The 20,013-nt window shown below is 36.3% G+C and carries 20 protein-coding genes and 1 tRNA gene; 14 read left to right on the top strand and 7 right to left on the bottom strand.

Annotated elements, in window-relative coordinates:
• Positions 1-7: 7 nt before the first annotated feature.
• Entirely contained in the window at positions 8-325 is a 318-nt protein-coding gene (locus tag GXZ72_07065; GenBank protein ID HHT19303.1) for a hypothetical protein, read from the bottom strand.
• A gap of 213 nt (positions 326-538) precedes the next feature.
• On the opposite strand from GXZ72_07065, the gene GXZ72_07060 reads away from it, so the two are divergent.
• Together GXZ72_07060 and GXZ72_07055 are read left to right on the top strand one after the other, a co-directional pair.
• On the top strand, positions 539-1,600 hold the full coding sequence (locus GXZ72_07060) for an mRNA surveillance protein pelota (protein HHT19302.1): 1,062 nt from the start codon (positions 539-541) through the stop codon (positions 1,598-1,600).
• Positions 1,601-1,642: 42 nt separating this feature from the next.
• Positions 1,643-2,569 carry a cell wall biosynthesis protein gene (locus GXZ72_07055; protein ID HHT19301.1) on the top strand — a complete coding sequence of 309 codons (927 nt, stop codon included), beginning with the start codon at positions 1,643-1,645 and terminating at the stop codon, positions 2,567-2,569.
• A 37-nt stretch (positions 2,570-2,606) separates the two neighbouring features.
• On the opposite strand, the gene GXZ72_07050 is transcribed toward GXZ72_07055, so the two are convergent.
• Positions 2,607-3,746 (bottom strand): ABC transporter permease, encoded by a 1,140-nt coding sequence (locus GXZ72_07050; protein HHT19300.1) that lies wholly within the window; start codon positions 3,744-3,746, stop codon positions 2,607-2,609.
• A complete protein-coding gene (locus GXZ72_07045) occupies positions 3,743-4,498 on the bottom strand; it encodes an ABC transporter ATP-binding protein (GenBank protein HHT19299.1) in 756 nt (251 codons plus the stop codon). The genes GXZ72_07050 and GXZ72_07045 overlap by 4 nt, the downstream gene beginning before the upstream one ends.
• 127 nt (positions 4,499-4,625) lie before the next feature.
• Here GXZ72_07045 and GXZ72_07040 point away from each other — a divergent pair, with 127 nt between their 5' ends.
• Both GXZ72_07040 and GXZ72_07035 read left to right on the top strand, forming a co-directional pair.
• The gene (locus tag GXZ72_07040) at positions 4,626-5,423 is read left to right on the top strand and encodes a TrmB family transcriptional regulator (protein HHT19298.1); all 798 of its coding nucleotides are present in this window, start codon (positions 4,626-4,628) and stop codon (positions 5,421-5,423) included.
• A gap of 46 nt (positions 5,424-5,469) precedes the next feature.
• Complete coding sequence (locus tag GXZ72_07035) at positions 5,470-6,534, top strand: glycosyltransferase (GenBank protein ID HHT19297.1); 1,065 nt, start codon at positions 5,470-5,472, stop codon at positions 6,532-6,534.
• A gap of 107 nt (positions 6,535-6,641) precedes the next feature.
• Here GXZ72_07035 and GXZ72_07030 read toward each other — a convergent pair whose 3' ends face one another.
• Positions 6,642-7,943, bottom strand: coding sequence for an NAD(P)/FAD-dependent oxidoreductase (locus GXZ72_07030; protein HHT19296.1), 1,302 nt, complete (start codon positions 7,941-7,943; stop codon positions 6,642-6,644).
• 218 nt (positions 7,944-8,161) lie between these two features.
• Here GXZ72_07030 and GXZ72_07025 point away from each other — a divergent pair, with 218 nt between their 5' ends.
• Positions 8,162-8,407, top strand: a complete 246-nt coding sequence (locus GXZ72_07025) for a HypC/HybG/HupF family hydrogenase formation chaperone (protein ID HHT19295.1) — start codon at positions 8,162-8,164, stop codon at positions 8,405-8,407.
• Positions 8,408-8,547: 140 nt separating this feature from the next.
• On the opposite strand, the gene GXZ72_07020 is transcribed toward GXZ72_07025, so the two are convergent.
• Positions 8,548-9,051: an amino acid-binding protein gene (locus tag GXZ72_07020; GenBank protein ID HHT19294.1), complete on the bottom strand. Its 504-nt coding sequence runs from the start codon at positions 9,049-9,051 to the stop codon at positions 8,548-8,550.
• A 170-nt stretch (positions 9,052-9,221) separates the two neighbouring features.
• Between GXZ72_07020 and trpE the strand changes: the two genes are divergently transcribed.
• From trpE to trpD, 7 genes are read left to right on the top strand one after another with little or no spacing between them, the layout of a single operon-like run.
• Positions 9,222-10,613, top strand: coding sequence for an anthranilate synthase component I (gene trpE / locus GXZ72_07015; GenBank protein HHT19293.1), 1,392 nt, complete (start codon positions 9,222-9,224; stop codon positions 10,611-10,613).
• Positions 10,610-11,188: an aminodeoxychorismate/anthranilate synthase component II gene (locus tag GXZ72_07010; GenBank protein ID HHT19292.1), complete on the top strand. Its 579-nt coding sequence runs from the start codon at positions 10,610-10,612 to the stop codon at positions 11,186-11,188. Before trpE ends, GXZ72_07010 begins: the two co-directional genes overlap by 4 nt.
• Positions 11,185-12,003, top strand: coding sequence for an indole-3-glycerol-phosphate synthase (locus GXZ72_07005; GenBank protein HHT19291.1), 819 nt, complete (start codon positions 11,185-11,187; stop codon positions 12,001-12,003). Before GXZ72_07010 ends, GXZ72_07005 begins: the two co-directional genes overlap by 4 nt.
• Complete coding sequence (locus tag GXZ72_07000) at positions 12,000-12,698, top strand: phosphoribosylanthranilate isomerase (protein HHT19290.1); 699 nt, start codon at positions 12,000-12,002, stop codon at positions 12,696-12,698. Before GXZ72_07005 ends, GXZ72_07000 begins: the two co-directional genes overlap by 4 nt.
• A 43-nt stretch (positions 12,699-12,741) precedes the next feature.
• Entirely contained in the window at positions 12,742-13,923 is a 1,182-nt protein-coding gene (gene trpB / locus GXZ72_06995; GenBank protein HHT19289.1) for a tryptophan synthase subunit beta, read from the top strand.
• Positions 13,920-14,753, top strand: a complete 834-nt coding sequence (gene trpA, locus GXZ72_06990; protein ID HHT19288.1) for a tryptophan synthase subunit alpha — start codon at positions 13,920-13,922, stop codon at positions 14,751-14,753. Before trpB ends, trpA begins: the two co-directional genes overlap by 4 nt.
• A 12-nt stretch (positions 14,754-14,765) precedes the next feature.
• Positions 14,766-15,815: an anthranilate phosphoribosyltransferase gene (trpD, locus tag GXZ72_06985; protein ID HHT19287.1), complete on the top strand. Its 1,050-nt coding sequence runs from the start codon at positions 14,766-14,768 to the stop codon at positions 15,813-15,815.
• A gap of 176 nt (positions 15,816-15,991) precedes the next feature.
• Here trpD and GXZ72_06980 read toward each other — a convergent pair whose 3' ends face one another.
• A complete protein-coding gene (locus tag GXZ72_06980) occupies positions 15,992-16,135 on the bottom strand; it encodes a hypothetical protein (protein ID HHT19286.1) in 144 nt (47 codons plus the stop codon).
• Between the two features lie 232 nt (positions 16,136-16,367).
• On the opposite strand from GXZ72_06980, the gene GXZ72_06975 reads away from it, so the two are divergent.
• Positions 16,368-16,451, top strand: a tRNA-Ser gene (locus GXZ72_06975).
• A 149-nt stretch (positions 16,452-16,600) separates the two neighbouring features.
• Positions 16,601-18,028, top strand: coding sequence for a CPBP family intramembrane metalloprotease (locus tag GXZ72_06970; GenBank protein HHT19285.1), 1,428 nt, complete (start codon positions 16,601-16,603; stop codon positions 18,026-18,028).
• A gap of 293 nt (positions 18,029-18,321) precedes the next feature.
• Here the strand turns inward: GXZ72_06970 and GXZ72_06965 are convergent.
• On the bottom strand, positions 18,322-20,013 hold a 1,692-nt coding region (locus GXZ72_06965; protein HHT19284.1), incomplete at its 5' end, for a heavy metal translocating P-type ATPase.

Raw genomic sequence — 20,013 nt, 5'->3', positions numbered from 1 at the left:
CCTCCCTTTAGATCTTCAACATTCCGACATTCTCCCCATTGCTACCGGCCATAGAATCAATAGTATCTAAAAATTCCATCAGACGAGATTCTTGCATAACATCTAAAAATCTTTCTAATTGAATTTTATGCTGCAAAAATATGCCTCTCCTCTTTATAGGGCGTCCAAATTCATCTAAAGGATTAATTTCCACCATTATACTATCTTGATCTCCCCTTGTAGGTGCCTTTATCAAAAACACCCCTTCTAATGAAGTGGGGACTCTTTGCCATGGTTTAACGTTTTCTAGTGTTTCTCTTATCTTACTTTCCATTTCTTTGTTCATTTTTAATCACCAAAAACAAATGTGTAATACCTTTTATATAAAATTTATGATCAGGGTTAAAAATGAACATCAATACAAAAAAAAGATGTTGAAAAAAAAAGTTAAAGATTAATAAGGTAAATACTGTGTAAATAACATCTTAAAAAAAATAAAAATCAAAATCGAAGCAACCAAAAAAAAGTAAACTATCTAATTTCTCATGAAGGTTAAATCATGCGTATCATACACCAAGATGCAAAAAGAGGAATAATAGAATTATTACCAGAAACTCTAGACGATCTATGGCATCTTTCCCATCTTATAGAACCGGGAGATCTGATTTCATCAAAGACTACCCGCCGAATGCAAGACACCAGTGGAGAACGTCTGCGCAGTGACCGGGGAATTAAAAAAACATTTTTTATGGGAATACGAGTGGAAAACATTAATTTTCATAAATACACTGGAAAATTACGGGCAAAAGGTATTATTGAAAAGGGGCCAGAAGATTTAGTTTCCTTTGGATCTCACCATACCATTGATTTGAAACTCAGCAATTCGGTGAGGATAGAAAAGGAAAGATGGTCCAGATGGCATCAAAAAAGAATTAAAGAAGCAATAGATGCATCAAAAATACCACGTGCACTGGTGGTGGTGATTGAAGATGATGTTGCCGATATGGGAATACTTCGCCAGTATGGAGTTGAATATTATGGACCCATTATTGGGGGGGTTACAGGCAAGAGAGTAGTACAAAAAAACCGTCAACAAGTAATAAACAAATTTTATGATGAAATAGCCAGTACCATAAATAATTTTGAAGGAATAGAAGGAATTATCATTGCCGGACCAGGATTTGGTAAAAATGATTTCCACCATTTCATCAGTGAAAAATATCCTTATCTGGCCAAAATTTCTAGATTAGAAAATACTGGGGCAGGAGGCAGAACTGGAATTTATGAAGTGCTGCAGAAAGGGATCTTGGAAGAAATGGCTACTGAAGGAAGAATTGCCCATGAAATCAGGATGATGGCCAGAGTTTTAGAAGAAATTGGGAAAACATCAAACAAGGTTGTTTATGGTAAAAAAGAAACTAAAATTGCAGCTGAAGCAGGTGCAATTGAAAATTTACTGATTATTGATGAACTACTGCGAGAAAGAGATGTTGAGAAAATAATGGATATGACTGAAAATCTGGGAGGGAGTGTCATGGTCTTGAGCAGTGAACATGACGGGGGGAAACAGCTCAGTGCTCTAGGCGGCTTGGCAGCTTTGTTGAGGTATGCCTTAAATTAAATTCATAACAATTGAGTAGATATATTGCAGGAGAGTAATTATATGAATATTTTAGGAATAAACATTACAGAAATCTCAGTACTCATATTGGCTTTTATTTTCTCCTGTATTTTAACCATTTTATTTTACAAATTATTCCCTCGAATTGGAGGAAACCTTTACACTACTATTCGCGGAGGAACACCAAGAGCAGTTGGACTGGCCCCATTTATAGTTCTTGTAATCTTTTTCCCCCCACCTGGAAAATATTTAATAGGTATTATTGGAATATTCGCATTTTTAGATGATTTACTTGGTAGAAAAAGGTATGGAGGACTTCCATTTGAATTAGGTCAACTTTTACGGGGCATAGGAATGTTGCTGGTTATGGTGGTGGGATACTTCTTTTTTGGCCCAGTTTCCATAATCATAGCACTGATGATACAACCATTGAACATCTCAGACATGCAACCAGGAACAGCATCCTCCACTGTAATCGTAATGAGTACAATAATGTCGGTTTTGCTTTATCTAAACACTGGAAATCCATATTCGTTGTCTTTAATACTTCTTGCAGCTTGTGTTGGATATGCTCCCCTTGATTATCAAGGAAAAATAATGATGGGTGAAGTAGGTAACCACTCCTTTGGAGTAGGATTGGGAATATTATACACACTACTGGGGATGAACATAGCAAATTTCTGCAATTGGGGAACTTGTGAAGTGTTTTTGATTGTGATGACTCTTTTTGTCATTACTTCTTTACTTATAGCATTTTTAAGACGTGACAACCTTAAAAATTTCTTAGAAACCAATCTTAATATCCAGAATCCTCAATACGGAGATTTAGTAATGGATGTATTAACTGGTGGTGGTTTAGGAGATTTATTTCGGAGAATTGTCCTAAAAAAACGAAATATTAATGTTAAAAACAAATTTTTAATAGTTTTGGGCTTCCGTAGGTTGTTGTACAGTCCGTATAGTGGCTGAATTGATTTTTTTGAATTTATAAAAAAAAATACTCATTTTATTCTTTTCTTCTTCTTAAAGACCATACAGCCAGAACAAGGAACAGTATAGCAAATATCACTAGCACCAAGAGATCTAACCATATTTTTTCCAATCCCCATCCTTTAAGCATTACGGCGCGGCAAGCATTTGCCGCATATGTTGGAGGCACCAAATATGACAAAGGCCTTAACCATTCAGGTATGGCTTGGATGGGCCAAAAAACACCTGAAAGCAAGAAAGCTGGTAAGACAACAAATGGGAAAAATTGTATAGCTTGTTCTGGCCTTTTAGATAGGCTAGATAATAATATTCCCAATGCTTGGCAAGTTACAGCCAGAATGGCTATTACCCCAAATGCTAAGAATACATTGCCCACCACAATTATGTTGAATACTAAAATGGCTACTGCTAATAATAATGCGACTTGTAATGTTCCTAATGTTCCGAATGTGATTGCGTATCCAGTTACCACCTCTCCTTCAGTTACTGGGCTGGCCAGCACTCTTTCCAATGTTCCATTTGCTCGTTCTCCGACGAAAGTGATTAGGGTGAGAATGGTTGTAAGTAAGTATACTACGAAGGCTAGATTTCCTGGGATAAAGAAATCTACGAATTCAGCATCCCCACCATAAATAGGGTCTGAAACTATTTTAATGGCAGGTTTAACTCCTTCTTCTGCCATTGTGTCAGATAATGCATCACTAACCGTTTTAAGGATGGTATTTTTTATGTTAGTTACGCTATCATCCCCTTCAATAAGTATTTCAGCACTATTGGAATAAAATGAGTTTTTAGTGTTTAAAATTGTGTTTTTACTAAATTCTTTTGGAAATATTATAATTGCTGATGCTTTACCATCTTTCACATCTTGTCTGGCTTCATCTACATTACTCATGTTTTTAATGTTCAAAATCTCGTTATCCAGGTTGGAAATAATTTTTTCTGAAAAAAAAGTGGTTTTACCCAGGGGTTGGGTGAATCCTTGGTCTTGATTAACTATAATAATATCCACATCCTTCACATCACCACTGAATGCTACTCCTAATATGCACATGGCGAAGATTGGTGCTAAAAAAAGCATTGCTAGGCTACGTTTATCATTGGCCACGTCACGGAACACTCGCCGACTAACTGCCATAACTCGGTGAAATTTCATTGTCCCACCCCAATATGAGCAGTGTCTCTTTTAGAAAACTCGAGAAATGCATCATCCAGAGAATCCTTTCCACTCTCTTTAAGTAATTTTTGAGGGGTGTCTTCTGCTATAAGATGACCTTTCTGCACAAAACCTATTCTATCGCATCGCCGTGCTTCATCCATGTAATGGGTGGTTATGAGAATTGTTACTCCTGCTTTCCGCAACTGGTTAAAATAATTCCAAAAAGAAACCCTTAGCTCAGGGTCAACCCCAACTGTTGGTTCGTCAAGAAAAAGAAGTTTTGGCTGATGAATAAGAGTGCAAATAAGTGAAACACGATGTTTCATCCCTCCTGAGAGGTTTTCAACCATTTCATGCTTCCAATCGGTGAGATCCGCAAACTTCAATAATTCATCTTCCCTTTTTTTGATTTCATCTTTTTTTAAGTTGAAAATTCTGCCGTAAAAATTCATATTTTGTTCTACTGTAAGTCCCAAGTAGACACCTGTTTCCTGAGGCATGTAACCTATCTTTGAAGCCACTTTACCACCAGGAATCTTTTCATCCATTACATGTGCGCTTCCTGAGGTCGGATTAATAATACTAGCCAACATTTTGATAACAGTGGTTTTGCCTGCACCATTAGGTCCAAGTAATCCATATATTTCTCCTTTCTCCACTTTTAAGTTGAAATTATCCACTGCCGTGAAATCTTTGAATTTTTTAGTGAGTTTATTGGCTAAAATCGCGTGTTCCTTTTTGATATTCACCTTTTCACCTCTCCAAATTCTAACTTATGATCTCCAAACAAGAACATTTATATATTTTGTCACCAATAGAGTATAAAATGAAAAAATTGGATAAAATACTATGAACGAGATATAGGAAATTGTAATCATGACTATCAGCAGAGAATCAATAGAAGCCTTGAGACTAATGGGCCTCACAGATTATGAAACTCAAAGTTATGTGGCATTAACATCCCTTATATCAGCTAATGCTGCAGAAATTAGTTTAACTGCTAATGTTCCAAGATCTAAAGTATATCAAGTCTTGAAAAAGTTAGAAAGCAAAGGTTTCATTGAAATGAGCCGAGGCAAACCACTACAATTTACTGTAATCCCTCCACATGAAGTGTTCAAAAAATCCAGAGACCACATTAAAGACACTATGGAACAAGCCGAAGCCGAACTAAACTTGATTTATGAAAGCCAGATCCCACAAGTCCCTGCACCTATCTGGTTATTACATGGTCCCGAGAAAATTGTTAACAAAGAAATTGAAATCATATCACGTGCAAAAGAATCTTTGTTTATAATGGGAGGTTTAATGTTCCCAGAAGAACCAGATATGATTAAAACTGCCCTTGAAAAACCAATAAATAAAGGTGTTAGTATAAAAATGCTCACTGCACCCTCATGCCATATAGACAATGTTGAAGTTCTCACCCAAAAGATACTAAAAGATTTACCCATAGAAATAAAGTTTTTCCCTGTTCCTTTCATAAAACTAATTGTAAGGGATAAAAAAGAGATGATGATAGCATTCTGCAAACTTTCTGGCAACAATGCACTATCCGAAACTGCAATAGCCATATGGAACCAGTATCAGGAATTTGTGGATACGATTTCTGGAATTTATGATTTCATGTGGAATACTAACTACTTCAATCAAGACTTTCAACCAAATTTTTAAGGTTCAATTGATATTTACTAATTATGATAAGTATTAAGGATTAAAAATGAAAGCATTGCTCACAGTAACCGGAAGGGGAATGGGAGGGGACGCAGTTATAGCCCTTAATATAGCCAAGGCCCTTGAAAAAAAAGGCATGAAATGTGAATTCGCACTGGATCACCAAGCTCCAGGATTGTTATTTAAGAAAAGAGGAATCAGTTGGCATAAGATCAGTATCCCTCAAGCTGGAGGACATGCTGCCAACAAATACACCCTACTGAAAGCCAGTGCAAAATCCCTTTTAGCAGCCAAAGAAGGAGCTAAACTAATTCGTACACTAAATCCAGATATTGTGGTTGGCGTAATTGGAGGCGGAGCAATTATTGGTGCTTTATCAGCAAGACTTGCCAATATTCCTTCAATTGGAGTGGTTGCCACCCCTACGGATTCTAAAATCCTCATCAAAATTACTGAAATTATAGCATTACCTGAATCACCTTTGTTTCGACAAGGCGAAGTAGAAGAAACACAATTAAAATCTAAAAATAAAGTTCATTCTTCTTATCTCCCTATAAATCATGATATTGTAAGGGGCAGTCGTGAAAATATCATGAAATCCATGCCCTCAAGTTTTAAAAAGGATTGGCCCACCATATTATTCTCTTCGGGATCCTCCTTATTTGAAAAAATGGCCCAAGCTGCTGGGAAAATAGGCGATCAAAAATTAGACGCCAACATCCTTGTAGTTGGTGAACCACTTAAAGAGGAACTCAATGACTATTTAAAATCAACATTGAACTTAGGATATGTTGACAACCTTCCTGACCTTTATAGGCTGGCTGACTTGGTTGTACTTTCTGATGATGGGCTGATGATTCATGAAGCTCTGGCATGTGAATTACCCATCATCGCTCTTCTCAGAGTTAAATATGGCCGATACCATAACATGGAAGGAATATTCCCGGGTGCAGTAGTAGAATGTGATTTGGATGAACTAGAAGATAATATAAAACATGTTTTAGAAATAAAAGATGAAATTAAGGATAAAAGTAAAATTTATGCTGAATTGATTAAGGATGCTTCACCAAAAATAGCAGAAATAATTATGGGAAAAATCCCAAAAAAATAAGTTAATTTATATTTATCTATACTTTCATTGTGTTCGTAATAGTATCTGATGAGTACTTAAAAAAGATCTATTTTTATCAAAAAAATTGTATCATCTATGAGATCTATTTAACCATATTTAGCTAAAAAATGCAATAATTTGTAGATGGCATCCGTTGAAGGATGGGATTCAATAAAATCATCAAAATCAAAGGTTTTATAACCATCTTTAATCATTTTTGCCAAGTATGGCATGCTAGTTCGGGAAGACGGTGATATTGAGTATGCTCCAGTGATTTCACCATTTTCTATGTTTGTTGACAGTTTGGTTAGACCAGTATTACCATCTAAGACATTCCAAAACGATCCTGGACCCGCCGAACCACGAATCCGCACATCAAATTCATTTGAAGCCTTTTTGGATTCAGTTTTTAAAAAACTCACCGGATAATAAAGTGTTAAAGACTGAGGTATGATATTATAATCCATAGTTGAAGATATACCACATGCATTCCTGGCAGCAACCAAACCTTCCATGCGGGCCACTGGAGTGTTGTTTACCGTGCCTACCACATCACCTGCAGCATAAATAGAAGAATTACTCGTTTGCATTTGCCCATTTACTTCTATATATCCCTTATATCCTAACTTAACCATGTCTTTTATTATTTCAGTGTTAGGGGTCATCCCTGTTGCCAAGAAAGACAATCCCCTCATCTTTCCATTGGATGTGATGATATTTTCACGAGTGATTTCATTAACTTTCACATTTTCATGGACATTTACACCATTAAGAAGATTTTTAAGGACATATTCTTTAATTTCATCATCTAAATTCCTTAAAAACTGCCTTCTGCACAGTATATTAACATTACTGCCTAACCAAGAGAATATTCCTGCAAATTCACAGGCTATTACTCCACTACCCACTATATTAAGATTTTCAGGAATGTTTTTTAGGTCCAGAACATCCTTGTAGGTGAGGGCATTCTCTGCACCAGGTATGGGAGGTATGAATGGCTTGGCACCAGTCGCAATTATGAGTCTATCGTAGTTATGTTCCTTTCCATCAGCCACCACATTCTCTTGAGTAACCCTTGATACTTCACCAGTAACTATTTTTACTCCGGATTCTCTGGTTTCATGTTTCAATACATTTTCTATTTTGTGGATGACCTTTTTAATACCATTCGCAACTTGTGTATAATTAATTGAGTGTTTTTGAGGGATAATTCCCATTTTTTGAAATTTTTCTGAGTCTTGATAAAATTTAACCACATCATTAAAACCACAAATAACCATACAACCCTCATGAAGACAAGTTCCACCAATATGCTCTTTTTCGATCAATGTGACATCTGCTTCAAGCTGTGCTGCTCCCATGGCTGCTGACCGCCCTGCTGGACCTCCTCCAATAATTACTATTTTCATTTTTTAAATCCCCAAAATCTGATGATTAATTTTTTGGGAGGGTTCTGATATGATCCGTCCCCAAGATATTTATATGGTGATGATCATCTATTAAAATAACTAAATTGTTCTGTGATAATCAAGCAGGGCTTTTTTTTAATACCGAAATGAATTAAATTCTTATTTACGTTAAATTAAACATACTTCAGTCTTATAAAATAGTATAAAAGGTGATAATCTTGTGTATAGCAGCACCCGCACAAATTATAGAAATTAAGGATAACGTGGCCACTGTTGATTTTGGTGGAGTAAGGCAACAAGCTAAACTGGATTTAGTTGAGGATGCGAATGTCGGTCGCTATGTTCTGGTTCATTCAGGATACGCAATCGAGGTCCTATCTGATGAAGAAGCTCAAGAATCCCTTGAAGCATGGGATGAACTTCTTAAGATTATGGAAGAGGATGCTGAAGAATTCGAAAGTTAAAAATTATTTTCGGTTTTAATATCATAATATGAATTTAAACACGTGATTTTTTTTATTTATTTAATTTTTTTTTATTTTTTTAAATTTATTTTATTTTTTATGGCCCAACAGGATATGACAATTAATCCTTTAATGATAAACTAATAAATTGAAACCTTTTTTATTCCAGGGATTTTGAGGAATTTATTAAACATTTCTCCTTTGACTGGTTTTTCAGTGATTATTGTGAGTTTAGGATGTTCTTCAAGTTCAGGGTCTCCAGCATGGGCTTGGCGAATGCTTATATTTTGTTCTGAAATTAGATGAGTAGCAGTTGCCAGTATTCCGGGAGTGCCTGCTTGGGCTTCTATTTCCACAACTCCAAACCCCAGATCACTGGCTACGTTTTTAAGAAGGGCTCCAGCGGGGAATATATTGCCAAATATTGCTGCCAATTCTGGGTCGTCCATAATCACGTCTACTGTAGCCCGGATGGATCTACGGTCTACATTTGCTCCTCTGGCTAGTGCTACGTCATTTATCTCCACATCACCACAGTAAATCTTTCCGTTTTCACCTACTCTAAGCCCTAATTCAATTATTTTACGTGCCACTCCCATTCTTGCCGGAAATTTTTCAAATTTGTGTTTTACACGATCCCACATCTTGTATTCTCCCTGATAATTTTCATATATTAATTTTTAATGAATTTTTTAATTTTACAATTTTCTTTAATCTTCCATTTGGCATTGGCCATATATTTAGTTTTATGTACATTTATGTACTCTAAAGATTTAAATAATACTATAAAGTATAGGAGTGTCAGTGACTAAATATGGTGAAACAATGCAATGTAGTGAATGCTTTTGGCGAGTTTGAATTTAAAAACAAAAAAGTAAAAAAAACCCAAATAGATTTTAACTCCCCATTTAACCTTTTTAAAAAAATATACTCTAAATATTCCCGTTGTTTCCTTTTGGAATCCATGGAAAGCGATAGTGGATTAGCAAGATATTCAGTTCTGGGATTCAAACCAGCTGCAACTCTCAAAGCCCAAAATGGAATTCTTGAAATCAAAAAAGAAGATGAAAAAGAGGAAATTGAAACCCCAAATCCATTTAATGAAATAAAAAGCCTCATTGGAAATGGGAGCAATGAAAAAGGATTCAGAGGAGGTCTGGTGGGATACGTCTCTTACGAATCAGTACGATACTTCGAACCGATCCCCATGCAATTGGGGGAAACGCCAGATTTTGAATTTGGGCTCTTCTTGGACGCTATAATATTTGACAGACTTCAAAATAAGTGCGAATACGTAACTCTAGGAGAAAATCGGCTGGAAGAAATCAAATCAATCTCCCAAGAAGAATCCAAAAAAGATATTCTGACTTTTGAGGAACGAAAACATCACTTTTCACAAGATAAATTTCAAAAAATGGTTCTCGAAGCTAAAGAAAAAATAAATGCCGGTGAAATATTCCAGAGTGTTATTTCCAATGCTAGAGAATATAAAATTCAAGGTAACAGACTCTCTTTTTACGAAACTCTCCGTAGAATCAACCCCTCACCCTATATGTATCATTTGAAGCTGGGAGAAAGGGAAGTAATAGGTTCCAGTCCAGAAATGCTGGTCAGGGTGGAAGGAAGAGAAATTGAAACATATCCCATAGCTGGGACAAGGAAACGTGGAACTACTCCCCATGAGGATATGAAACTTGAAAGAGAACTTCTAACCGATGAAAAAGAAAGAGCCGAGCATTTAATGCTGGTAGACCTAGCCCGCAATGACATTGGGAAAGTGAGTAAATTTGGAACCGTCCATGTTCCTGAATACATGAACATCAAAAAATTCTCCCATGTACAACACATTGTGTCCGCGGTTCGGGGAAAATTACAGAATGATAAAAACGCGGTGGATGCGTTTGCTTCCATCTTTCCAGCAGGTACGGTGAGTGGAGCCCCTAAGATCAGGGCCATGGAAATAATAAACGAACTGGAACAGATCCCCCGTGGTCCCTATGCTGGGGCAGTGGGATATTTTGGTTTGAATGGAAATGCTGATTTTGCCATAACCATAAGAACCATGGTCTGCGATGGAGACAAAGCAAAGATACAGGCTGGAGCAGGAATAGTCCATGACTCTGTTCCAACCAATGAATATCATGAATGTGAAAATAAAGCTGAAGCCCTTTTAAGCGCACTCAAGATGTCAGGTGAAGCAAAATGATACTCATAATAGATAACTACGACTCTTTCACTTATAACCTCTATCAACTGGTGGGAGAGTTTGAAACCAATATTAAAGTCTTTAGAAATGACGAAATAACTGTAAATGAAATTAAGAAACTCCAACCTTCCAAGATAATCATATCGCCAGGACCTGGAAATCCTCTTAACAATAGAGATTTCGGAGTTTCACGTGACACCATACTAGAGATAGGTAAAGAAATACCAGTTTTAGGTGTTTGTTTAGGACATCAAGGAATTTTCACAGCTTTTGGTGGTGAAATAATACGAACTGAACCAGTTCATGGAAAACAATGTTATATCCACCATAAAAATAAGGGCATGTTCCAGGGAGTTAGCATGCCTCTCGTAGCAGCAAGATATCATTCATTAGTATGTAAAAGAGACACAACTCCACCCTCTATGGATATAATGGCTGAAACAGATGATGGAATGATAATGGCCATTAAACACCATGATTATCCAATATACGGTCTCCAGTTCCACCCGGAATCCATTGGGACAGATGATGGTAGAAAAATTATGAAAAATTTCCTGGAGATGGAAGTATCATGAAATTCACTGATATCTTAAAAGAGAGGAGAAGGGCCCTAGAAATCAGAATGAAATATCAACCCCTGGATGAGTTGAAAGAGAATATAAAGCGGGAAAAAATAAGAACCAATTTTAAAAAATCATTAAATAAAGATGATGATGTTTCCATTATTTGTGAATATAAACCAGCCTCCCCCTCTCTTGGGAAAATTAGCCAACTCATGATAGGTGATGTACTTCCACAGTTCGAGAAAGGAGGGGCCAGTGCAGTGTCAGTCTTAACCGAAGAGTCATTTTTCAATAGTAATATCGATAACTTGAAACTGGCTTGCAGAATAACGACACTACCTCTACTTCGTAAGGATTTCATTCTTGATCCCTACCAGATCTATGAAGCTCGTGCCTGTGGGGCTAGTGCAGTTCTTTTAATAGCAGATATACTTCCAGATCTTAGAGAAGGAATTGAATTATGTAAATATCTTGATATGGATGCACTGGTAGAGTGTAAAACCATAGAAGAAATACAAATGGCAGCCAAAGCAGGAGCAGAGATAATTGGTATAAACAATCGTGATTTTGATGATTTCACAATTAACCTTAATAGAACAGAGAAACTGGCCAAATATGTTCCTTCAAACATCACTCTGGTGTCTGAAAGTGGAGCTAAAACTTCAAAAGACATTACATTACTCGCAAGTTTTGGTGCGGATGCAATTCTAGTGGGAACCAGTGTAATGTCTGCCTGGAACATCCAGAAAAAAGTGAAAAAATTGGTGTCTGCCTCCGGGCAAAAAAGAGTTGAAAGGTTAGTCAATCAGATTGGGGTAGTCACATGAAAATTAAAATCTGTGGAATACGATCCCAGGATGATCTGAAAGTCTGTGAAGAGGAAGGTGCAGATCTCATCGGATTCATTAACATAGAAAGATCAAAGAGAATGGTGGAAATAGGGGAAATAAATACCCTAATATCTTCCATGAAAGATGTAACTAAGGCTGTGCTTGTAATTGAACCCCTTGATATTACGGATGCCGAAGAAAAAATAATAAAATCAAGAATAACCAATATACAACTTCATTCCCTCTCCCCAGAGGAAATAAGCGAATTGAAAGAAAAATTTCATAGAAAAAGCGCGGAAAATAAAACTCAAACATCCCCTAACTTGACTATTACCAGAGCCGTTGGAATATCTAAAGTAATTAATAGGGATAAAAGAAGAGAGATTGAAAATTTTGCAGACATCTGTGATTTTCTCCTTTTTGACTATGAAATCCAAGGCAAAACTGGGGGAACTGGAAGGCAAATACCTGCAGAAACTGCAATAAAAGCCGCTAAAATTGCAAAACATCGTAACAAAGATGTTAAACTGACACTTGCTGGTGGAATGAACACTGCACGAATCAAAAATGAAGGAAAAAAGTTGGAAAGAGTATTTGATGTCTTTGATATTAATTCAGGAGTAGAAATCAAGCCTGGAGTAAAAAATATTAATAAAATAAGTGAATTAATGGAAATTAAACAGAATAACTAGAGATACATCAGTAAGATTTATAGATTGCATTAATGGTGATTTAATGATAACTAATGGAAAATTTGGTAAATACGGAGGAATTTTTGTTCCAGAACTCCTTATACCTGCGCTCGAAGAACTTGAAAGAGCGTTTTTAAAATATAAAGATGATAAAAAGTTCAATCAGGAGCTTGATTATTATCTGAAGGAATTCGCCGGACGACCAACTGGATTATATTATGCTCAGAATCTCTCTGAAAAATTAGGATGCAAAATATACCTCAAACGGGAGGACATGCTGCACACTGGAGCCCATAAAATTAATAATACATTAGGACAGGGGCTTCTCGCTAAATATATGGGTAAAACGAGAATAATTGCCGAAACTGGCGCCGGACAGCATGGTATAGCCACAGCAGTTATTGGGTCACTGTTTGAGATTCCAGTTGACGTTTACATGGGACTTGAAGATGTGGAAAGACAAAAATTAAATGTTTTCAGAATGGAACTTTCCGGAGCCCGAGTTTTACCAGTTAAAACCGGTTCACGCACCCTTAAAGATGCCATAAACGATGCATTCAGAGATTGGGTGGCCACTGTCGACTCCACGCATTACCTTATAGGTTCAACAATGGGGCCTCACCCTTATCCCACCATGGTTAAACACTTCCAGAGTGTTATAGGCAGGGAAACCCGAAAAGAAATTCTCGAAAAAGAGGGTAAACTTCCTGATGCAGTTATTGCTTGTGTTGGAGGGGGAAGTAACTCCATGGGAATATTTTCAGGATTTATAGACGATGATGAAGTGGAACTCATTGGTGTTGAGGGAGGTGGGGATGGTGTAGATACCAACAGAACTGGAGCAACCCTTTGTAAAGGTACCGAAGGAATATTGCATGGTTCCTTCTCATTTGTTCTTCAAAACTATGATGGGCAGATTTCTGAAGCGCATTCTGTTTCTGCTGGTCTTGATTATCCCGGAGTGGGTCCAGAACACGCCCATCTTAAAGTGATTGGAAGAGCAAACTACGAGGCCATCACCAATACCGAAGCCCTAAAAGGCTTTGAATTATTATCTAAATATGAAGGGATAATTCCTGCTCTGGAAAGCTCCCATGCAGTTGCATATGCTTTTAAATACGCTAAAAAACCGGAAAATAAGGGTAAAACCATCGTGATAAACCTTTCAGGTCGTGGGGATAAAGATATGTTTCTGGCTGCCCGTGAAATGAGGGTGGAAGTATGAGTGTCGTGAATGGGAAGTTAGAGACCTATGCTGAAATGTTTAAACGGGTGAAAGGTAGAGATGAAGGAGCTTTTATTCCTTTCATAGTTGCGGGGGATCCTGATTTTGAAACTTCCCTGGATATTGTGAAAACCTATGTTGAAAACGGGGCAGATGCTTTGGAGATTGGATTTGCATTCAGTGATCCGGTTGCAGATGGACCAACAGTTCAGGAAGCTGATATCAGAGCCCTTAACTCAGGGATAACTACTGCTAAAGGTTTTGAATTTATCAAGAAAATCCGAAAATTCACTTCAATTCCTATAGGAGTTTTAGTATACTATAATTTAATTTATCAAATGGGAATAGATACATTCTATGAAACTGCCCATGAATGTGGTGTTAATGCCATTCTTGCCGCGGATTTACCTCCTGAAGAAGCTAAAGAGGCAGTCGATGCTTCAAAAAAATATGGGGTTGAACAGATTTTCATGGTAGCTCAAACTACCAGCAACGAAAGGCTTCGAAAAATATCTAAGATGTGTGAAGGGTTTCAATATGTGGTGGCAGTTATGGGAGTAACCGGCGCCCGAAAGGAACTTGAAATCAGCACAGTTGAACTGGTGGAACGGGTCAAAAATCATAGCAACCTACCAATAGTAGTGGGTTTTGGGATTTCCAAACCAGAACATGTTAAGAATGTGATTAACAGTGGAGCTGATGGTGTGATTGTTGCTAGTGCCCTTTTAAATATTATAACTGAGAATCTGAAGGATAAAAGGATGATGCTAGATAAAATCAGCATTTTCTGCAGCGGTCTCAAGGCAGCAACTCGAAATAAATACAAGTAAATACGTGGTTAAATGATTACAGAAGGCTTAAAAAAAGTGGTTTCTGGACAAGGACTGAGTGAAAAAGAAGCTTATGAGTGTATGATGGATATGGTGAATGGTAATGCCAGTCATATCCACATATCTGCATTTTTGGCTGCACTTGCCACTAAAGGTGAATCAATATCAGAGATAACTGGTTTTGTGAAGGCCATGCGCCAAGTTTCAATAAAAGTTAATCCCCAAGTGGACGAGCCATTAGTAGACACGTGTGGAACTGGGGGAGACAGTTTTAAAACATTTAATGTTAGCACTATTTCCGCTATTATTGCAGCATCTTGCGGAGTTACCATCGCAAAACATGGTAATAGAGCTATCAGCAGTAAATGTGGTGGAGCGGACATATTAGAAGCAATGGGAGTTAATATTCAAGGAGATGCACGCAAAGTTGAATTTTGTCTGGAAAAAGCAGGGATTGGATTCATGTTTGCCCCTAAATACCACCCTGCCATGGGCTATGTTATGCCTATTCGGAAAAAACTTGGAATGCGTACAGTTTTCAACATTTTGGGTCCTCTATCTTCTCCTGCAAATACAGATATACATTTAATGGGTGTTTTCGACCCCGATTATGTGGAAATATTGGCCAATGTTCAAAGAAATCTGGGTGTTAAAAGAGCAATGGTAGTTCACGGCTTTGATGAGAATGGTGAACCGGCTATGGATGAAATATCCACTATAGGTAAAACTCGTGCAGCATTTCTAGATAACGGAGAAATAAAAATCTTTGAACTATATCCCAAGGATTTTGGATTGAAAACAACTACTAAAAAACTTATAAAGGCACCAGATACCTTTGATGAAAACCTTCAAATTGCAATGGATGTATTAGAAGGGAAACGTAAAAAGAAAGAAGAAGAAGCCAGAATGGATCTGAGTCTGGCGAATGCTGGAGCTATTCTATTCCTGGCAAGGAAGGCAGAAACATTTGAAGAAGGAGTTGAAATAGCCAAAAAAAGTGTTGAAAATGGTGATGCATATAATAAGTTACAAGAATTTGTAAATGCTAGTATGGATTCCTAATGTTTGTAGTAAGTTACAAATTTCAGTTTTTGTAACGTTTAAAGCCCCTTTGAATATATCAAACACTACCCCTACCACAACTACTAAATAATAATTTCAGCAATTCCTGCTTGGTTAAAAAATTTAAGATACAATGCCACTGCAAAAAATTGCAGCCGATGTAATAATAATTGTAATCAGTTTTTGTTTCCACAAAGGTTGTTTTTCTCCAAACATGTTACCCCCGCAACATCACAAGTAGATGGAACATCAGGTTCTTCAGTGCAATGATGATCTTCTTCTGGCATTTTTATTTCCTTATTATCAGTCTTGAGGTACATATGGTTAATACCAATTATAACCTATGAATGAATGCTCAATTGAACAAATATAAATATTGTTTGTTGAGGAACCTTACCAAAAAATTGTAGAAAAAATTACACATTTTCAATAAATAGTAAACATTGCAATAAAAACAATCATAGAATGTTAATATTATTAAATTCCCTATTCTAATTAATATAATGCTTAAACCAAAAATATTAATGCATGTTTTGTGTAACTTCTATAAATGCCGGGATAGTCTAGTCAGGTAAGGCGTAGGATTCGAAATCCTATGAGCGTTGCTCACCCTGGGTTCAAATCCCAGTCCCGGCGCTGAATTTAAGAAAAATCAAATAATTAAGTTCTTTTATAAATTTTGGAACCACCAAATTATAAAATCAGTTAAAATAAAGTTTATAAAATTATTAATAAACATCATCATTATTTTAATATAAATAAGATATTTCCATCAGGCAGATACCATGCACCAAAAAGAGTTTTTAGACAATGTAGATTATGGCAAAAATGATTGGTGGAGATATGTCGTGACTATCTTAGCCTCATGGGTGGGTCCATTAATTTTAATTATAATGGTTTTAATTCCTTTATTTATATTTCCCAACCATTTTAAACAAGTGATAATGGCACCTGATTCATTTGAAAATTTAAATTCAATGTTTTTACTGGTATTTTTTGGAATTTATTACATATTATCTTTCATACTTTTCTGTTTCTGCACACGATTTATTCATCGTAAAAAACTTATCTTGTTTGTAAACACATTTAACAAAGTTAAATGGCTGAAAATTTTGAAAGGAGCTGGATTATGGTTTGGCATCTTGGGACTTGCAATGTTAATTGAACTAATTATTGATCCTTCTCTGGTTGAATTCTCTTTGAACCCTTCCTTTTTTATTTTATTAATTTTAAGCTTGGTTATTTATTCTATCCAAGCATCCTTTGAGGAAATTTTTTTTAGAGGATATTTAATACAGGGAATTGGAATTATAACACGAAAACCAGTAATCCCCCTCCTCATAACTTCCGCACTGTTTGCAGTTGGACATTTTTTCAATGGTTCTGATGTTTTTTCGGGTTTAGGTATTGTACTTAACATGTTCATGTTCGGATTAACATTGGGGATTATCACATTAGCAGAAAATGGTTTGGAAACTGCAATTGGCGTTCATATTGCCAATAACATATTTGTAACCATTATGATAAACAATACAAGTGTTTTTGAAAATTTACCTTCCTTATTTACCGCTGGGGCAGATTCTTCCCTAATTATTCCGTCTTTGATTTTAATGCCACTTCTCATATTTTTTGTATTCCGGAAAAATTGGGATAAATTAAAAATATTATCAAAAAAAAGGTATGTTTCCAATGAAATATCTGAATCAAACCAATTATTATGCTTGAAATGTGAAACAATCAATCCTAGTTTTGCAAATTTCTGCAAGGAGTGTGGAACAAATATTAAGGCCAAATATGCTTCAACCAGTTCCAAAACCTTGGCGTTCATAATTGATTTGATTTTTTTGTTATTTTTATTTGGAATTCTACTGATTCTCATTATATCATTAAATATCATTAATCCGGGAATGTCTGTGGAATTATTGGCCATAATATGGGTGTTGTTGGATATTTTAGTCTTTTTCCTTTATTTTATGTTTCTGGATATGAAATGGCAAACTATAGGTAAAATATTCATGAAAATCAGGGTTGTTAATGAATTAGATTATCAACCAATAACATACCAACAAAGTTTTATAAGAAGTGTTTTATTATTATTAGACCTGATTCCTTACCCCCTACCAGGAGGATTAGCCATTATTTTCAGTGCCAAATCCCCAAAAAAACAAAGAATTGGGGATATGGCAGCTGGAACTTTAGTGGTTGAAAAATAATCATTAGTCGAAATGTGATGATTAATTCATAATGGATTTGCAACGAATGTACTATACCATTGTTAATATAAATTAAATCTTATTTCCCAGAGGTAAAGAATTGTTTATTACCTATATGCAAATATTTCAAAACATACCTAAATTTAATGATTTTTACATTATTATTTTCTAAAATGTTAGATAAACAGTTTTGTTAGGCTTATCGTTTTATTATTACTATCGATTTTTAGTGGGTTTTTTATTTACTGATCAAATACTAAATAAGTAAAATTTTACTGTCATTCAAATTAGTTTTAAATTTTGTTAATCCGTAGAAATTTTGAATTAACAGCTACGATAATAGTACTGGCAGACATTAACACAGCACCCATTGCCGGAGTTAATATTATGCCATATGCTGAAAGAATCCCTGCGGCAAGAGGTATGGCAATGATATTGTATCCGGCTCCCCATGCCAGATTTTCAAGCATTTTATGATAAGTCAATCGGGCTAACATTATAATTTGAAGTACATCCAGTGGATTGCTTCGGACCAAGATAATATCAGCAGTTTCCAAGGCAATATCTGTCCCGGCACCAATAGCAATTCCAACATCGGCTTGAGCCAGAGCCGGAGAATCATTGATCCCATCACCAGTCATTGCGACAATACCCCCTTCTTTTTGTATTTTTTTAATTTTTTCTGCTTTTTCCGAGGGTAAAACCTCAGCAAAGTACTGATCCAGCCCTACGTCTTTTGAAACCCATTCGGCTACCTCTTTCTTGTCTCCAGTGATCATTAAACATTTGATGTCCATCTCTTTCAATCGGGAAATAGTTTCTTTTGACTCATGTCGGATGATATCTGCCAATGCCACCGCAATACTCAAAATTCCATCAACCAAAACAAAAACAATGGTCTTACCTTGTCTAGATAGTTTATCTAATTCATTATTATCAATGGAATATCCCCTTATCTCAAGATAACTTGGACTCATAACTTCAATTTCACGTCCCTGAACTGTTCCTTTAACCCCTTTACCTGGAATTGCTAGGAAATTTTCAACTGGATAGTGTTCTTCCACTTCTTGGGCAATTCCCAGGGCAATTGGATGTTCAGAGTAAGCTTCAAGAGATGCAGCATATTTTATAATTAAGGTAGGATCTATTTTTTCATCCAATGGGATTACATCAGTGACTCCAAACTTCCCATGGGTTAAAGTACCGGTCTTGTCAAAGACCACAGTATTTATATCACGAGCATTCTCGAAGGACGTTCTATTACGTATAAAAAAACCATTTTTTGCCGCTATCGCAGTTGAAACAGCTACCACCAGAGGTATGGCAAGTCCAAGGGCATGAGGACAAGTTGTTACCATTACAGTAACTGCTCTTTCCAAAGAAAATGCCATGTTTTGTTCAGTGAGGATCAACCAGACTATTAATGTTATAAAACCACCAGTAAGTGCTATTAAAGTCAACCACATAGCAAAACGGTCTGCAAGATTCTGAGTTGCTGACTTGCTCTTCTGAGCTGCACCTACTAACTTTATAACTTGTGATAGAAAAGAATCCTCCCCAGTTTTCTGTATTTCAACTTGAATAGCACCGTCACCATTAATAGAACCACCTATAACCTCCTGACCTTCACTTCGATTAACTGGATTTGACTCTCCAGTTAACATTGCCTCGTTGATACTGGTCTGGCCCTTTATTATTTTTCCATCTACCGGGACTTTCTCCCCCGGTTTGACCATGACCAAATCACCTACCTCCAAATGTTCAAGTCGTACATCAATAACTTCCCCATCAGGCATTAATTTATGAGCATGACTAGGCAATAATTTTACTAACTCTTCCAAAGCTTTAGATGCGCCCATGACTGATTTCATTTCTAACCAATGTCCTAATAACATTATATCAATTAGTGTAGCCAATTCCCAGAAAAATAACTCTCCTTCTAATCCAAAAACTACTGTAACGCTATAAAAATAAGCAGTAGTAAT

Origin of the sequence: Methanobacterium sp. (assembly GCA_012838205.1) — an archaeon.
GTDB lineage: Archaea > Methanobacteriota > Methanobacteria > Methanobacteriales > Methanobacteriaceae > Methanobacterium.
This window is presented reverse-complemented; position numbering and strand designations above follow the sequence as displayed.

Excerpts from the sequence above, each read along its gene's own strand:
- GXZ72_06970 (HHT19285.1), top strand. The coding sequence starts at position 16,601 with ATGCACCAAAAAGAGTTTTTAGACAATGTAGATTATGGCAAAAATGAT.
- trpA (HHT19288.1), top strand. The coding sequence starts at position 13,920 with ATGAGTGTCGTGAATGGGAAGTTAGAGACCTATGCTGAAATGTTTAAA.
- trpD (HHT19287.1), top strand. The coding sequence starts at position 14,766 with ATGATTACAGAAGGCTTAAAAAAAGTGGTTTCTGGACAAGGACTGAGT.
- GXZ72_07020 (HHT19294.1), bottom strand. The coding sequence starts at position 9,051 with ATGTGGGATCGTGTAAAACACAAATTTGAAAAATTTCCGGCAAGAATG.
- GXZ72_06980 (HHT19286.1), bottom strand. The coding sequence starts at position 16,135 with ATGTACCTCAAGACTGATAATAAGGAAATAAAAATGCCAGAAGAAGAT.
- GXZ72_07055 (HHT19301.1), top strand. The coding sequence starts at position 1,643 with ATGAATATTTTAGGAATAAACATTACAGAAATCTCAGTACTCATATTG.
- GXZ72_07065 (HHT19303.1), bottom strand. The coding sequence starts at position 325 with ATGAACAAAGAAATGGAAAGTAAGATAAGAGAAACACTAGAAAACGTT.
- trpE (HHT19293.1), top strand. The coding sequence starts at position 9,222 with ATGGTGAAACAATGCAATGTAGTGAATGCTTTTGGCGAGTTTGAATTT.
- GXZ72_07040 (HHT19298.1), top strand. The coding sequence starts at position 4,626 with ATGACTATCAGCAGAGAATCAATAGAAGCCTTGAGACTAATGGGCCTC.
- GXZ72_07000 (HHT19290.1), top strand. The coding sequence starts at position 12,000 with ATGAAAATTAAAATCTGTGGAATACGATCCCAGGATGATCTGAAAGTC.
- GXZ72_07010 (HHT19292.1), top strand. The coding sequence starts at position 10,610 with ATGATACTCATAATAGATAACTACGACTCTTTCACTTATAACCTCTAT.
- GXZ72_07035 (HHT19297.1), top strand. The coding sequence starts at position 5,470 with ATGAAAGCATTGCTCACAGTAACCGGAAGGGGAATGGGAGGGGACGCA.
- trpB (HHT19289.1), top strand. The coding sequence starts at position 12,742 with ATGATAACTAATGGAAAATTTGGTAAATACGGAGGAATTTTTGTTCCA.
- GXZ72_07030 (HHT19296.1), bottom strand. The coding sequence starts at position 7,943 with ATGAAAATAGTAATTATTGGAGGAGGTCCAGCAGGGCGGTCAGCAGCC.
- GXZ72_07050 (HHT19300.1), bottom strand. The coding sequence starts at position 3,746 with ATGAAATTTCACCGAGTTATGGCAGTTAGTCGGCGAGTGTTCCGTGAC.
- GXZ72_07005 (HHT19291.1), top strand. The coding sequence starts at position 11,185 with ATGAAATTCACTGATATCTTAAAAGAGAGGAGAAGGGCCCTAGAAATC.
- GXZ72_07060 (HHT19302.1), top strand. The coding sequence starts at position 539 with ATGCGTATCATACACCAAGATGCAAAAAGAGGAATAATAGAATTATTA.